Here is a 14,977-nt window from a genome sequence, read left to right as displayed (position 1 = left end):
TTAATTGACAATAAAAAAATTCCCGTGTCGATTCTTGGCAGGCCGGGGCCATCGGTGGACTGCGCGCTGCTAGTGCCGTAGTGTGCCTTGACAAGCCACGCGTTCGCGCCTAGTTTTTTAGCGCCGATGTGATCGGCATATCTGCTCCACCCTCCGAAATTCTGTAGTAAAAGCGCTCCAAAGACGTTTCGCATCACGCAGTATTTATTTCGTGCGGTTCGATAGTAAGGCTCTTGGTCGTGATCGAGAAGAGGGCTGAATGTCGGCCGTCGTCGGATATTGCGCGCTGCAATAAAACGGCGCGGAAAAACGGCGCGGCCCTCGAGAAACGGCAACTCAACTACCAAGGACAAAAATGAAGAAGCGAGATAGGAGTGGTACCCCAGGCCTCGAGCGCCGCGTACGCGGCGGGTTCTGGCTCAGTGCAATCGCCGCGGCGACGCTAGCGTTGACGGGCTGCGGCGGTGGCGACGGCGGCTCGTCGGCGGCGACGAGCGCGAACGCGCAGCAGGTGGTGGCCGCGCAATCGGCACTCGCCAATCAGCAGCCACAAAGCGCGACCGATCAACCTTACACAGACCCGGTCGCCTATTCGACGAACGCGGGCGACAGCCTCGACCCGACCCAGGTCAGCGAAAAGGCTGCCGTCATGCATCACACGTGGACGTCGGGCAACCAGACGATCAACTACACGACGACGACCGGGCACTTGACGGCATCCGATCTCGGCGGCAACGCCGAGGCGACCATGTCGTACGTCGCCTATACGGCGCCGAGCACGAACGGCAAGCCACGTCCCGTGACGTTCTTCTACAACGGCGGCCCCGGTTCGTCGTCGATCTGGCTGCGGCTCGGCTCGTTCGCGCCCACGCGCGTTTCCACGCCCGACCCTTTGATGACGAATTGGCCGAACTTCCCGCTCGTGAACAACGTGCAGAGCTTGATCGATACGACCGACATGGTCTTCATCGATCCGCCCGGCACCGGCCTCTCGGAAGCGATCGCGCCGAACACGAACCAGACGTACTGGGGCAGCGATCCCGACGTCGTCGTCATGCGTGATTTCATCCGGCGCTATATCGCGGTCAACAGCCGGACGAACTCGCCGCTCTATTTGTACGGCGAATCGTACGGCACGCCGCGCACGGACATGCTCGCGCTCTCGCTGGAATCGGCCGGCGTCCATCTGACGGGGATCACGCTGCAATCGTCGATCCTCAACTACTTCGCCGATGCGATCGAAGCCGTCGCCATTCTGAGCGGCAACACGATCGACATGAACGCGTTGAAGCTCGACACGGATACCGTGAGCGGCTACTACCCCGGCTACGCCGAGGTCTCGGCTTACTTCAATCAACTGGCGGTGCCGGGCGTCCAGGTCGATCCGGCGTTGTTCGCGTTCCAGTCGGAATTGTTCTCGTCCACCCACTATCCCGCTTTCAAGCAATACGCGCAGTCGTGGGTGCTGAGCCAGCTCGGCGTGCCCGACTTCCTCGGCACACCAGTGTTCCCGAGCGCGCCGACACTGGCTTCGTGGACGTGGTCATCGGGCTTGTCGATGCAATCGCTGACCGGCTACTTCAACGCCAACCCGTTCAATACCTCGCTGCTGCCGGGTTACACGATCGGCCGTTACGACGGGCGCGTGTCGTTGCCGGATTCCGATCCGCGTTTGCAAAGCGACGGCGATCCGTCGGACATCTTGATCTCGCAGCCGTTCACGACGGCGCTAGCGACACAGATGCCGACGTACCTCGGCTACACGGCACCGAATGCGACGTACATGCCGCTGAACGACAACATCATCGACGTATGGGACTTCTCGCACGAGGGGCAGCCTTTGCCCGATACGATCCCCGATCTGTTGGCGGCGATCGAGCTCAATCCGCAGTTGAAGGTGCTTTCGCTGAACGGCTACCACGATCTCGCCACGCCGTTCTTCAATACGGAGAAGCAACTCGCGCGTCTGCAAACGGTTCAGGGCTTCAATCCGAATCTTCAAGTGACGTTCTACCCCGGCGGCCACATGATCTATCTCGACGATCAGGCTCGCCCGAAGATGAAATCGGATTTGCGCGACTTCTATGCGGATCAGCCTGCACCGGGTGCGCTCGGCTTGTGGATGCTGCCGCCGCCGTGGCGCGACGAAAGCCCCGCGGGCACCCCGACGTTGGCGGCGACGCAGTCCACGACTCAGTAACTGGCGATTGCTAGTTGCTTCGGCTACCTTTTACTTGTGAGCGGATCATGTCACTAATCGATATGCTGCGACGACTCTCTCCTTGGATCGCGTTCGGCCTGCTGGCCGGCGCTGCCCACGCCGCGACACTGCAGTCCGTGGCGCCTGTTCAATTGCCGAACCGCGGCAGCGGGGTGGACGGCCCGTACTTCCCGCGTACGCGCGCGGCCGCCGTGATACCGAGTACCGGCAACGACCTGGCGCAGCAGGCGCAACAGCGGCTCGACGAACACCTGGGGGCGAACACGGTGCTCGGCAATGGGGCAGCGATCACGAAGGCTCAGGCGCAAGCGAACGGGCTCGGCTATATCGCCAAGCACTTCGACGAAATCGATACGGCACATAGCGGGCGCGTCACGATGAGCGACGTCAGGCAGTACCTACAGCAGCGTCAGCGTGAGTAACTGCGCCGATCGCGGCCGATAAGGGTTTCGATAACGGTTCGATCGTAGTGGTTTTGCTGCCCGCGCGCGGTTCTCGCGCGCGGGCGGTTTTTTTTGTTAGTGGGCACTTGTAGTACTTTTGACGTTTGAAGTGCAAGGCCCAGCATTCGGCGAGCGAGCGCCACTCAGCAGCACCACCACCCATCGCGCACCTCCGGTTTGATCGACATCAACGGGAGGTGCGCGCTTGCGTTGATCGATCCGTCAGATGATTACATCGACTCGCACGAGGCGTCGATGCGCGTTTACCTGATCGAAAAAACCGGCTCGATTCGAGGCTGCAATCTAAAGAAATCTCAACGACGAGTCGTAAACCGGTGCATGAGCGGCGTCATTCCGCGGCTCGGTGTCTCGTCCGCCTGCTGCGCGGCGCGCTCGAGAGCAATAAAAGAATTGAACGGGGAAAGCATCTTGAACCAGCAACGATCGTCTTGGACGCGTACGGCCGCGCCCGGAGAAGTGATCTATTCCGAAGGTTTCGCCGGGGAGGCCGTCCTCTACGTCATCACCGAGGGCAAGGTCGAACTCTCGACACGCTGCGACGACAAGAAGGTCGTCATCGCCACGCTCGCCAAGGGCGAGTTCTTCGGCGAGGCCGTGCTGCTTCAGGCCGAACCGCGCGCGCATACGGCCAAGGCCCTCTCGTTTTGCCAGTTGACGGTCGTGCACGTGAGCATGGTGGAGGAGGAGCTCGAACGCGCGTCGCCACTGCTGCGCCATATCGTGCGCACGACGATCCGCCGCAGCCGCAAGAAGGACGATCTGCTCGCCACCTATACGCATGCCGATTTCCTGCCCGGCGTCGTGTCGTACGCGCACGTGCTCGCGCTGATGGCGGGCAGCGAGGCCGCCGACTCGATGGACGGACGCATGCGTCGCGGCCAGCCCGACGAGGTGTCGGTACCGCTGCCCGAAGTCATCAAGAAATGCCGCGCGATCGCGGGCCACTCGCGTCCGCACGTGATGACGATGCTCGGGCGTATGGAAAAGCTGAACCTGGTGTCGTTGGGTACCGGCCGGGCCGAGCATCTGAGCGGCAATTCGCGCTACGCGGGCCAAGACGCCGCATCGAACCGCCAAGTCGTCACGTTCGACCCCTTTCGTATTACCGAGCGTGCCCAGCAAGTGGCCGATCAGGATCTCGACATCGCGATCAACAGCGAGCTCGAGCTGATCGAGCTTGCCGATCTCGAAGCGCTGATCGGCGTCGAGCGCAAGATGCTGCTCAACAAGCTGTCGCACGACGAGATCGCCGACGACGTGTTCGCCTTCCGCAAGACGAAGGTGCTTCACTACGTGGAAGAGAAGGGCGTGAGCTACTTCTCGAAGCGCGCACGCGGTGGTGAATTCAAATCGCTCGAAGACATCGGTTTCGTCGACCATCGCACGCTGTTCGATGCCGTCAGCACGACCGATACCTACGATCTGGCGAAATTGGCGGCGTCGTCCGGCGACCAGGCCGTCGTCGACAAGCTGTTCTCCGTGATGACGGAAGCACGCAAGAAGGAAGTGTCGTGGGTCATGCGGCGCGATCTCAAGATCGACCAAGCCGAAGTGGACGACATCGAGCAGCGCTTCGTCGACACCATTCGCTCCATCAAAGCGGCCAGCGGCCAAGCGCCGGCGCCCATGAGCCGCGAAGCATGATGCGCTGACGCGCAGCGGCCTCGATGGCCGTACCGGCGTCATCGATCATCGATTCGGACTGCTAAGCAAATCGTATTAGTTAGGAGTACTTATGGATCTGCTAACCGTCATCGGCGCGCTGTTCGGCACCGCGGCTATCGGCGTGGGCTTTTGGCTCGAAGGCGGGCACTTCACGACGCTGATTCAAGGCGAAGCGTTCGTGATCGTGTTCGGCGGCACGTTGAGCGCGGTCATGATTCAAAACACGTGGGCGCGCTTCTTCGACGGCATCAAACAGCTTCACCTCGCGTTCATGAAGGCGCGGCACGTCGATCGGGACAGCTTGACGATGCTGCTCGAATGGGGCGATCAGGCGAAGCTCAACGGTATGCTCGCATTCGAATCGATCGACGCGACGGGCATCAGCGCCTTTGCCAAGCGCGGCTTGGAACTGCTCGCGAACGGCGTGACGACGGCAGTGCTCGAGGACTCGCTGCATCGCGAGATCGCGGCATACGAGCGCAACCGCATGGCTGCCGCGCGCATCTGGCAGCAGGCTGGCGGCTATGCCCCGACGTTCGGTATTCTCGGCGCCGTGCTCGGCTTGATCCAAGTGACAGGGCACGTGCTCGAGCCGGCGCAGCTCGGCAGCGGCATCGCGACGGCGTTCACGGCGACGCTGTACGGTCTTGCGCTGGCCAACCTCGTGTTTCTGCCGCTATACGGCAAGATCAAGGCGCAAGTCGACAGCGAGTTGCGCTTCCGCAAACTCTATATGGACGGCCTTCTCGCGATTTCGCGCAAGGAGTCGCCGCAGACGATCGAGACGCGCCTCGCGGCCGAGGTGCGCGAGCGCGCGGCCGAGTCGCTCGCCTGAACGGCGCGGCGATGCAGCGATGAGCGAATAGGGTTCGAAGGTCGGTCGGGGCCGCATTGCGCGGCCCGGTCGATCCGGCACAGTAGAAAGGAGCGAACGCCGATGAGTATTCTGGCGGACGGCAAACGCCTCGTCTCGAGCGAGGCTGGGTACGACGCGCACGATCAAGCCGAAGAGCACGCTGAGCGCTGGCTGATTTCGTACGCGGATCTCATCACGACGTTGATGGTGTTCTTCCTCGCGCTGTATGTGCTCGAGCTCGCGAAGGACCACGATCTGCAGACGAAGGCGTTGGAAGCGCAGGTCGCGAGTACGCGTGCGCAGGCTGCGACGACAACCAAGGTCGACGCGCGCCGCACCGCCCAAGCGGCGCTCGTCGCCTTGCTCAAGCCGCTCAGCGACGCGCACGCGATCACGGTCGACCCGTCGCCGCAAGGCGTCGAGATCGCGATCAACGCGAAGGTCCTCTTCAACTCGGGCGACGCGCGCTTGCTGCCCGATTCGATCGGCGTCCTCGATCAAGTGGCGCAGGTGCTGGCGACGCATTCGGCGAAGAACATCCTCGTCGAAGGTCACAGCGACAGCGTGCCGATCTCGAACGCGAAGTATGCGTCCAATTGGGAGCTGTCGGCCGCGCGGGCGGGTGCCGTCGTTCGATTCTTCGTCGACAAGGGGATCGAGCCGCATCGGCTCTCGGCGATCGGCCGCGCGGACAACGAGCCGCTCGTGCTCGGCGACGACGCAGCCGCGCGCGCGGCCAACCGCCGCGTCACGATTCTCGTGCAGTATTGAGTCGCGCGCGAGCTCAGCCGCTGAGTTGCCCCTTGAGCCAGCGATAAAACTGCAAGATCGCCGCTTCGCGCGGATGCCCTTCGCGCCAGGTGAAGAAATAGTCGAGCGAGGCCGGAATCCGCACGTGCCCGAGTTGTACCAGTTCGCCGCGGGCCAAGTATCCGCGCGCCAGTTGCAGTCGTGCCGTTGCGGCGCCTTGTCCGTTGACGGTCGCCTGCAACATCATGCCGGCGTCGTCGAAGACGGGCCCGCGTTCGGGCTCCCCCGCTTGCAGGCCGGCCGCTTCGAAGAAATCGCGCCAAGACCGGCGAGAAAAGTGCAGCAGCGGCATCGACGGAAGATCCTCGATCCGGAAATTCGGATATCGCGCGAGCAACGAGGGACTACAGACGGCGATCACCTGATCGTCGAGCAGCTTGCGGATTTCGAAGCCCGGTTCGTCGACGCGGCGGTGCCAGATGCCGATATCGACCGAGTACGGATCGGGCGGTATGACATCGGCATGCATGCGCAGCGACAGATCGATGAGCGGATGTCGATCGTAGAAGTCGCCAAGCCGAGGGATCAGCCAAATAGAGAGAAAGTCCGACATCGCGCTCAGTTCGAGCCTCGTCGCACCGCGAGCGCCCTGCGCGCCGCGGCGGGTGGCGTCGAGCGCGTCGCGTAGGTCGTCGAGGCTGTGACGCACGCGCTCAGCCAACTGCGCGCCCGCCGCCGTGGGGATCATGCGTGCGCCCGCGCGGCGGAACAACTCGACGCCGAGCTGTTCCTCGAGCCCGCGCAAATGGTGGCTGACCGCGCTGTGCGTCAAATGAAGTTCTTCGGCGGCGCGGCTGAAACTACGCCGGCGCGCGGCGGCTTCGAGGGCACGCAATGCCTGAAGCGGAGGAAGTGAGGTGGCCATGGCGTCAAATTCTACTCACATTACATGATGAAATCTCTCGCTGGCATGGGCGTGGATCGTCGCGAATAATCGAGCCACATCTTCGACGACGGTATTGTGATTTCGTGATGACTTCGACTCAATTGCGCCTGCTGGCCGTCTTCTCGATCGGGTACTTCGTTTCCTACCTGTTCCGCGGCGTCAATCTTGGGTTCGCTCCGTTCCTGATTCATGACCTGCGCCTGTCGGCTACCGATTTGGGGACGTTGACGAGCCTGTATTTTCTCGGCTTCGCGGGGGCCCAGATTCCGGTCGGCGTGTTGCTCGACCGCTTCGGCGCGCGCCGTGTGACCGCGTGCACCATGCTGATCGCCGCGGCGGGCGCGCTGATCTTCAGTTCGGCCGGTAGCCTCGGCGCCATGATGGTGGGGCGCTTTCTGATCGGCGTGGGCGTGTCGGCGTGCCTCGGCGGCGCATTCAAGGCGACCGCGCAGCATTTCGCGGTCGGTCAACTCACGTTTGTCAACGGCATCGTGATGGCGGCCGGCGGGCTGGGCGGCGTTGCCGTGGGAGCGCCGCTGTCGTGGCTGTTGTCGATCGCCGGTTGGCGTTCGGTAGGGGCTGGCCTGGCCGTGCTCACGGCCGTGGCCGCGGCGGCGATTTGGATCGGGGCGCCGTCTGCGCGCGAGGCGCATCCGCAAACCAGCCTGGTGGACCAGTTCAAGGGTACGTGGCATGTGCTGAGCAGCCGGGCATTCTGGAAACTAGCGGCGTTTTCCGGCCTCACGCAAAGCGTGTTTTATGCGATGCAATCGCTTTGGGTCGGGGCCTTTCTGCGTGACGTCTCCTTGCGCAATTTCTCTTTGGCCGGTGCCGACGCCGCCGCAGCGGGAGCACGTGCGGCAACGCTCGTGTCGCTGCTGGGGGCGGCCTTCATCGCGGGCAATCTCGGCTTTGGGGCATTGGCGCGGGCGTTGGAGCGACGGGGTGTGAGCGTTTATTTGTCGTCGGGCGTGACGATGCTGCTGTTCGTTGCGGTGCAGGCGATGATTGCCGCGCGCGTGCCGTTGCCCGACGCGGTGCTGTGGGCGGCATACGGCGCGCTGGGCGGAACGGGCATTCTCACTTACGCGGTGCTGGCCGAGCATTTCCCGGCACGGCTGCTCGGGCGCGTGAACACCTCCTTTACGCTCGTCATCTTCCTTGCGATCTTCGCACTGCAAATCGCCATCGGGGCGGCGCTCGGCCGCTGGCCGGTGCGCGACGGCCATTACCCTGCGGCGGCGCATCAAACCGTATGGGCGGTGTTGGTTGCCATGCAGATTGCCGCCGCGGTGTGGTACTTCGTGCCGGCCGTGCGGATGCGTGCCGCGGCCGCTGCGAATATGAAGGTGTAGATGGGTGATGGCGCCGGGGCCCGTACGGCGACGAACCAGCCGCGATGGCAACGATCCATCGAATTTCAGGCCGCTCGCACTTCCGCCAGCAAGTCGGGATGACGGTCCAGTACCTTCAATAGCTTCACAAGTGCAAGCGGTGGCTTCGTCTTACCGGTCTCGTATCGGGAAAAGGCATTGACTCCACCCCCAAAAATCTCCGCCGCTTCACGTTGATCCAGCGATAGCTTTTTACGCACGGTCGCGATGAATTTGGGGTCGACGATCGCGGCGTTCACCTGCTTGTTGAATGCAGTTACTGCCTCGCCGAAGCGCATCGACGCTGCCATCTCTAACACCGCTTCGCCGCATGCCGGGCAGAAATCGCCGGTCACGTCGGGAATCACTGTTGACTCTCCCTTGTATGTGTAGGGGACGTCTCGCGTGTCGCGATTTAGTTTTGCCGCACCACATGCCGGGCATTTCATATCCATAACTCCTTGAACGACACGATCAACACGTCGTCGATCACCGTCAATTTCAGATACACCTCGCCGTACACGGTGCTCGGTCGGTACACATCCTGCCAAACCGTGTGATCAGCGTATGTCGTCATGCTCTTGTAGAAATCAGCTTTCGTGAGAGACATGGCCACTGCCAGCATTGCCGATTCCGTGAAACCAAGCTGGCGCGCACCAATCACCGCGCTCGTGGTCATGCGCACTTTGCCTGCTTCGATGAGCGCCTTTACGCTAGGCAGCTTACTGTGTGGTGTGTTCTTTTCCACTAGGAAGTTTAACCAAGAAGGTTAATTTGTCAAGTTGATCAATTTCGGAGCGCATGATGTCGTCTCGTCAGCGGGGCGGTTCGCACGCTCTGTCCAAGCGACGATGCTGGGCCGCGGTCACCGATCCTATGCTTCAGCTTTCTCGTGAGGTGCGTGATCGCACGAATTTCAGACAAAGAGCCTGCGACGGTGCTGAGCCGATTCCGATTGCAGCTTGGCGCGATCAACGAGGAGCGTGAGTAGCTTCGCGTTCTCGGGCACATGACTTTTCAGCCGGCACCGTGAGATGGGGGCGCAGCCGTAAAGGTCGTAGGCGGAACTCCGTGCCGACGCCTTTGATGGCTTAGCGCAGAGGACTCGCTGCGGGCGTTGGATGACTGCCGCGACTTTAGATGGTTGTCGCGAATGCGAAGTCAGTCTCTATCCGGCGCACCCAGCGGAAAGAAACGTCGATAAGGACGAGCCTCGTCGACGACCCTCGCCACAGACGGGCGGGACAAGAGTCGCGCTCGATATGCGGCGAGTGCCGCGCGGCGCTCGGTAATCGGATGAACCCAGTCGGCGTAGAAAAGCGCCGGCGCCGCGGCGCAATCGGCAATCGTGAATTGCCCGCAGGCTGCCCATTCGTTCCCCTTCAGACGCGCGTTCAGCCAGTCATAGCTTCGATCGAGCACCGCATGCGCATCGGCGACGCCGCGCGGATCGTGCTCGTCTTGGCTACGTAAAGCGTCGGCGACGATACGCTGCATCGGCGCGCTGACATAATCGTCGAACACGTCGGCCATCATGCGTGCATCGAGCGCCTCACGCGGATCTTGCGGCACCATCGGGCTCCCGTGTCCATGGAACAGGTCGAGATACTCGATGACGTCACCGAATGGAAGCGTTCCGCGTGATGGAGATCGTAGTCGTAGACGAGGCGCCGGGCAGGTTCTATCACGTGAAAGCGGGCTTCGTACAGCGTTCCCATGCCGCTCTCGTTGAATCGGACTTCCAGTACCTCCACGCCGCCCACGCGAAAATCCATCGACCGACGAACCAACGACCGACGAACCAACGACCGACGTTGCGCCGGGCCCGCAAACCACTGGGCTTCCAGCAGCGGGTCCGGCCATGCGGCGAATACCCGCTCGGGCCGGGCGGCCCACACCCGGTTCGGCGTGAACGTACCGAGGAAAAGGGGGACGTCCGTCATCGCTCCTCTCCGTTGAATTCGCCGCTTTCGAGCAGTTGGCCGAGGCGAAGCCAACGAGCGGCGGCTAAATCCCGCTTCGAAGCGCGTGCAGCAAGCAGTGAGCGGATTGGTGCGTGTTCACGGCGTTCACGAAGTCAGTCAGAAACCAAGGCAGGTTCAGCTTCGTGTTGGGATCGCTGACACCTATGCTGAGCACCGGCGGTTTCGGCGCCGCAGCGGACCGATCGGCAACTACCGTGCACTCGTTGGCATCGGCCGCGGTTTGCTGAGTCGCCGCAGGGTTGGCGTAGCATGACGTGGTCGACACGACACCCATGACGATGGACGCGATAACGTAACGAAAGCCCTTCATTTCAATTCTCCGGCGGTGTGCTGTTCGACACCGTCGATGCCGAGGAGTTCGGCAATGCGGCGGCCGTTCAGACGTTGCTTTGCAGGTGGGTGCCTTTTGTCAGAGGTCCCTTAAGTGTGGCTTAAGCGGCTCGCGCCACATTACGAAAAGCGGGCGTGTTTTGCGCGCCACGGGTTCCGACTCGAGAGTTGAACGAACACACATGTCTTACTTTGGAATTGGTCTTGACGTCATCGTCGCGATTTACTTCGCCGTGCATGTCGTGCGTCACCAGCAGAACGTCTATTGGCTGTTCGTGCTCTTTGCATTCCCGATGCTCGGCAGCCTCGTGTATTTCTTCGCGGTCTATCTGCCGAGCCTGCGTCGGTCGCGCGGTGCGCACGTTGCCGCGCGGGCGATCACGCAGTTCGTCGACCCAAACCGCGCGGTGCGCGAGAGCCGTGCCGAGTTCGATCGCGCGCCCACGGTGGCGAACCGCCTGCGGCTCGGCACTGCGCTGCTGGAGGCCGGCAACGCGCAGGAGGCGATGGAGCATTATCAGGCGGCTGCGAATGGCCCCTTCGCCAACGATCCCGCGCTCTTGTTCGGCTTGGCGCGGGCGCAGTTCGCACTGAGCCGTTACGCTGCAGCCGATACGACGTTGACCCGTCTATTCGAGGCCGATCCGCAGAAGCGTAACCAAGCCGAGCCGGCCTTGCTTTATGCGCGCACGCTCGCGGCGCTTGACGCGCCGGGCACGCGTGCGGCGTTCGAAGCGGCATTGGCATGCGCGAGCGACGCCGCACCTCGGTGCTTGTTCGCCGATTGGCTCGCGGCGCAGCCTGATGAAGCGGATCGCCGGCGTGCCGCTGCGTTGTTCGCGGAGATTTTGCAGGACGGTAAGCACTGGCCGCGATACGCGCGTGAGCATAACCGCGAGTGGCTGCAGCGTGCGCAGGCGGGGCTGGCGTCGACGGCAGGACCAATCAGCTAATCGGCTTGAGGAAGAGGCCAATCGTCAGCGCAACGCCGATGCAGATGATGGCGATGCGCAGCACGCGTTCATTGACGCGGTGCAGGGCCCATACGCCGGCCAGGCCGCCGACGAAGGCGCCGATGCCGAGCGCGATCGCTTCGCGCCAGTGAAGCAGCGAAGACGTCACGAAAATCGCCACGGCTGCCGCGTTCATGACGCCGGCCAGCGCGTTTTTGGTGGCGCCCGCATTGCGCGTGGGCAACCCCGCCATCGTCAGCGCCGCCATCATCAGGAAGCCGATTCCGCCGCCGAAATAGCCGCCATAAATCGCAATCAGAAATTGGACGAACGCGGCGGTGCGCGGCGAGAGATGCGAAGTCGTCTCCTTCGCTCGGCGAAAAAAGCTACCCCAGGCGAAGACGGCGGTGGCGAACAGCACGAGCCACGGAATGAGCCGCGCGAACACCGACGATGGCGTGACGAGCAGAAGACCCCCGCCGAGCGCGCCGCCAATCACGCTCACGCCGAACAGCACGGAGAACGGTAGCCGGTTCGCGCCGCTGACGAGGCGCCGACCCGCGACGCCCGACATCACCTGACCGGGAAACAACGCAACGGTTGACGTGATATTCGCTGCGAGCGGCGTCATGCCGGTGAGGATCAACGCAGGCAGCGTGACGAACGAGCCGCCGCCGGCTAGTGCATTTTGCAGCCCGGCCCACAGGCCGGCTACGACGACGAGGGCAATCAGCATGAACGAGAGCGGAAAAGGGTTGGGGCGTCGCGGATGCCCGCGCGTCGAGGCTGTGAACGGCGCTCGAACCGCCGCACGAAACCACCTCGAAACCAAACAAGGCTTGACGCCGTGCAATCAGTCGTTGGTGCCCGGGACCGGACTCGAACCGGCAAGCCGCGAGGCGGCGGATTTTCGTCACACTGCATCTTTCGATGCCGGCGATGCGTGCATTGCCGTTCGTGCGCTGGACTATGCCTTCGCCATCTCGGTGCGCTCGAAGCTCGTTCGTGCGCGCCGCATTAGGCGCCCCCCGTCTAGTCTCTACACCTTCCGCGAAACGGCCTTGCGTGACGGACCGCGTTTTCGGGCTTGGCTCGGCGTTGCCTCGGCGCCGCTGCCGCGCTTACGCGAACACGGGGGCCAGGGGGTTCACCGAATTTGAAGGGTTCTGCATCGGCCGTTTCCAGCCGGGCACTCAATTGCTTAAGTCCGCTATGTTTACCAATTTCATCACCCGGGCAGGGCGGACGCGATTCTACCACCGGTCGCGCCCAATTCAGCTAGGCCCGCGGTGCCCAGCGCCGTATCCGCGCGTGGCCGGGCGCGGATACGGCTATCCTCGGCTAAAATGGCGCCCTTCGGAAATCAGGATCGCCGATGAACAAGCTCTCGCTCCCTGTGTTCGCGTTGCTCTCGATCGCGTCGCTCCTGGCCGGCGGCTGCACGCTGTACTCGAATCCGAGCGCGTGTAAGGCGCAAATGCGCCAAGCGGCCGGCAAGGCCGTACCGCCGGAAACGCTGTCGGTCTCGCATGTCGGCGTAGGCATCGACGGTACGCGCGTCGTCGTCGAGGGCACGCTTGCAACCGCGGCAGCTTCCGCCGGCGCATCGGGTGCAACGGCACCCCGGCCCGCCGCCAAGCCCGCCGTCAAAATCGCCGCGGCCGAATGCACGTTCGACGGCAACAAGCTCACGGCACTGCACTGGCTCGCGCCGCCCGAGCTCGCCAATCCGCCGGTGCCGGCAGCCGCGAAGGACTGAGTGTGCGCCGCGCGGTGCTAGCATGTCCGCTGCGTCCGTTCGAAAACGACGAGGAGGCGGCCATGGATGGCTTCGTACGGCATCAGATGGAAGGCGTTTCGGTCGACATTCAGGTCGTACCCGCGGCGCCGAGCGGATATGCGGCTCGCTTCCGGATCTCGGGCGAGCCGGGCGACGAAGCCGATTGGCCGATCGTCCATGTTGCCAAAGGCCCGTTTGCGACCGCACAACAAGCCGAGGAAGCGGCGAAATCCGCAGCCTTGGAACACATCCTCGAGCAAGGCGGCTCTCCGGGGCATTGAAGTCGCCGGGCCGCGCTTGGACGAGCAATATCGAACCGCGGTGGGGTGTGTTTTTACACATGCCCCGCCGGGCCCGGTAAAATGCTCGGCTGTTCCATTCACATACTGGCGGCGAAAGCGCAAGGATTTCCCGAACATGACCGATCTTCGTTTTACTTCGCGGTTCGCCGCTTTGGTTTTGGCCGGCGGCCTCGTTGCCGGTTGCAGTACCCCGTCGCCCACCAAGGTCGACTACAAGAGCGATTCGAAATCGAAGGAGGTTTCGCTCGCGGTTCCACCGAATTTCCTCGATGAGGCGGCCGATCAACGCTCGCTGCCGCCCCAAGGCGGCGAGACATCCGCCTTGGCGCTGGCACAGGTGCAAAAGGCGGCTCCGCCCGACAATGCCGTGATGCCGCCGGTCAAGGGCATGCATATCCAGCGTGACGGCACGGAAAGCTGGCTCGTCATCGACAACCGCACGCCCGATGAGGAGTGGCCGCGTATCCGCCGTTTCTGGCAAGAGCAGGGGTTCCTGCTCGTCGTCGATCAGCGCGACAAGCACGTGCTCGAGACCGACTGGAACGAAACGCGCCCGCAAATCAACCTGGGCATCTTGCGCAATACGCTCTCGAAGGCGATGGGTAACGCCTACGTTGCGGCCGAGCGCAACAAGTTCCGCACGCGTCTCGAATCGGCGCCCGACGGCGGCACTTACGTGTTCATCAGCCAAAAGGGCATGCGCGAAGCGCTGGCGGACACCAATAACGATACGACCCAATGGGAAGCGAAGCCGAATGACCCGGCGCTCGAACTCGAGTACTTGAAGCGCTTGATGGCGGCACTCGCGCTGGCCGACGCGCGCGGCGATATGGCCGGCCCGGTCGTGGCCGACGTGGCGCCCACTGCGGCGAGCGCTACCGCGGCAACCAAGGCTGGCAAGCCCGATGCCGCCGCTGCCGCGATCGCGGCCCGTAACGCCACGCTTGCCGGGCAATCGTCGGCGACGCAAAGCGGAAGCACGAGCGCGCAATATACGTCGACCGAACTGACGTTGGGCGAGTCGTACGATCAGGCGTGGTCGCGCGTGGGTATCGCGCTCGATCGTTCGAACTTCACCGTCGACGACCAAGATCGCCTCAAAGGCCTTTATTTCATCCGCTATGTCGATCCGGAAGACAAGAGCTCCGACGAGCAAGGCTTCTGGAGCCAAGTCTTCCACGGTCGCAAGGAAAAGGTCGCGAAGCAGTACCGGGTCAACGTGAAGGCGGTGACCGAAGACCAAACGCGCGTCTCGGTCGTCGACGACAAGGGCAATGTCGAGAGTACGCGACCGGCAAAGGAGATCATGTCGTTACTCGTCGATCAATTGCGCTAATCGCGTTCGACACACT

At 62.8% G+C, this 14,977-nt stretch carries 17 protein-coding genes; 10 read left to right on the top strand and 7 right to left on the bottom strand.

Annotated elements, in window-relative coordinates:
- Positions 1–355: 355 nt before the first annotated feature.
- The 5 genes from J3485_RS11765 (at position 356) to J3485_RS11745 (ending at position 5,977) form a co-directional block, all read left to right on the top strand.
- Positions 356–2,200 (top strand): S10 family serine carboxypeptidase-like protein, encoded by a 1,845-nt coding sequence (locus J3485_RS11765; protein WP_206952632.1) that lies wholly within the window; start codon positions 356–358, stop codon positions 2,198–2,200.
- Positions 2,201–2,247: 47 nt separating this feature from the next.
- On the top strand, positions 2,248–2,643 hold the full coding sequence (locus tag J3485_RS11760) for a 2-oxoglutarate dehydrogenase (RefSeq protein WP_206952631.1): 396 nt from the start codon (positions 2,248–2,250) through the stop codon (positions 2,641–2,643).
- A gap of 450 nt (positions 2,644–3,093) precedes the next feature.
- On the top strand, positions 3,094–4,329 hold the full coding sequence (locus J3485_RS11755) for a Crp/Fnr family transcriptional regulator (RefSeq protein WP_206952630.1): 1,236 nt from the start codon (positions 3,094–3,096) through the stop codon (positions 4,327–4,329).
- Positions 4,330–4,420: 91 nt separating this feature from the next.
- Positions 4,421–5,185, top strand: coding sequence for a flagellar motor protein (locus J3485_RS11750; protein WP_206952629.1), 765 nt, complete (start codon positions 4,421–4,423; stop codon positions 5,183–5,185).
- Between the two features lie 102 nt (positions 5,186–5,287).
- Positions 5,288–5,977, top strand: coding sequence for an OmpA family protein (locus J3485_RS11745; protein WP_206952628.1), 690 nt, complete (start codon positions 5,288–5,290; stop codon positions 5,975–5,977).
- Between the two features lie 13 nt (positions 5,978–5,990).
- On the opposite strand, the gene J3485_RS11740 is transcribed toward J3485_RS11745, so the two are convergent.
- Positions 5,991–6,881 carry a LysR substrate-binding domain-containing protein gene (locus J3485_RS11740; protein WP_206952627.1) on the bottom strand — a complete coding sequence of 297 codons (891 nt, stop codon included), beginning with the start codon at positions 6,879–6,881 and terminating at the stop codon, positions 5,991–5,993.
- Positions 6,882–6,988: 107 nt separating this feature from the next.
- Between J3485_RS11740 and J3485_RS11735 the strand changes: the two genes are divergently transcribed.
- Complete coding sequence (locus tag J3485_RS11735) at positions 6,989–8,257, top strand: MFS transporter (RefSeq protein WP_206952626.1); 1,269 nt, start codon at positions 6,989–6,991, stop codon at positions 8,255–8,257.
- Positions 8,258–8,322: 65 nt separating this feature from the next.
- Here J3485_RS11735 and J3485_RS11730 read toward each other — a convergent pair whose 3' ends face one another.
- From J3485_RS11730 to J3485_RS11710, 5 genes are all read right to left on the bottom strand, one after another.
- Positions 8,323–8,724, bottom strand: coding sequence for a type II toxin-antitoxin system MqsA family antitoxin (locus J3485_RS11730; RefSeq protein ID WP_206952625.1), 402 nt, complete (start codon positions 8,722–8,724; stop codon positions 8,323–8,325).
- Positions 8,721–9,023, bottom strand: coding sequence for a type II toxin-antitoxin system MqsR family toxin (locus J3485_RS11725; protein ID WP_206952624.1), 303 nt, complete (start codon positions 9,021–9,023; stop codon positions 8,721–8,723). Before J3485_RS11725 ends, J3485_RS11730 begins: the two co-directional genes overlap by 4 nt.
- 413 nt (positions 9,024–9,436) lie before the next feature.
- Positions 9,437–9,850, bottom strand: coding sequence for a glutathione S-transferase family protein (locus J3485_RS11720; protein ID WP_309477011.1), 414 nt, complete (start codon positions 9,848–9,850; stop codon positions 9,437–9,439).
- The gene (locus J3485_RS11715) at positions 9,808–10,218 is read right to left on the bottom strand and encodes an SRPBCC domain-containing protein (protein WP_206952623.1); all 411 of its coding nucleotides are present in this window, start codon (positions 10,216–10,218) and stop codon (positions 9,808–9,810) included. The genes J3485_RS11720 and J3485_RS11715 overlap by 43 nt, the downstream gene beginning before the upstream one ends.
- A 64-nt stretch (positions 10,219–10,282) precedes the next feature.
- Complete coding sequence (locus tag J3485_RS11710; RefSeq protein ID WP_206952622.1) at positions 10,283–10,570, bottom strand: hypothetical protein; 288 nt, start codon at positions 10,568–10,570, stop codon at positions 10,283–10,285.
- Positions 10,571–10,772: 202 nt separating this feature from the next.
- On the opposite strand from J3485_RS11710, the gene J3485_RS11705 reads away from it, so the two are divergent.
- A complete protein-coding gene (locus J3485_RS11705; RefSeq protein ID WP_206952621.1) occupies positions 10,773–11,543 on the top strand; it encodes a tetratricopeptide repeat protein in 771 nt (256 codons plus the stop codon).
- Here the strand turns inward: J3485_RS11705 and J3485_RS11700 are convergent.
- A complete protein-coding gene (locus J3485_RS11700) occupies positions 11,536–12,279 on the bottom strand; it encodes a sulfite exporter TauE/SafE family protein (protein WP_374192418.1) in 744 nt (247 codons plus the stop codon). The two genes, J3485_RS11705 and J3485_RS11700, sit on opposite strands and share 8 nt — an antisense overlap.
- A gap of 639 nt (positions 12,280–12,918) precedes the next feature.
- Here J3485_RS11700 and J3485_RS11695 point away from each other — a divergent pair.
- The 3 genes from J3485_RS11695 (at position 12,919) to bamC (ending at position 14,961) form a co-directional block, all read left to right on the top strand.
- The gene (locus J3485_RS11695) at positions 12,919–13,302 is read left to right on the top strand and encodes a hypothetical protein (RefSeq protein ID WP_206952620.1); all 384 of its coding nucleotides are present in this window, start codon (positions 12,919–12,921) and stop codon (positions 13,300–13,302) included.
- A gap of 62 nt (positions 13,303–13,364) precedes the next feature.
- Positions 13,365–13,604 (top strand): hypothetical protein, encoded by a 240-nt coding sequence (locus J3485_RS11690; RefSeq protein ID WP_206952619.1) that lies wholly within the window; start codon positions 13,365–13,367, stop codon positions 13,602–13,604.
- A 136-nt stretch (positions 13,605–13,740) separates the two neighbouring features.
- Positions 13,741–14,961, top strand: coding sequence for an NlpB/DapX family lipoprotein (gene bamC / locus J3485_RS11685; protein ID WP_206952618.1), 1,221 nt, complete (start codon positions 13,741–13,743; stop codon positions 14,959–14,961).
- Positions 14,962–14,977: the final 16 nt, after the last annotated feature.

This window comes from Trinickia acidisoli (assembly GCF_017315725.1).
Lineage (GTDB): Bacteria > Pseudomonadota > Gammaproteobacteria > Burkholderiales > Burkholderiaceae > Trinickia > Trinickia acidisoli.
The sequence above is the reverse complement of the archived record's forward strand: the minus strand, read 5'-3'. Positions and strand labels throughout refer to the sequence as shown.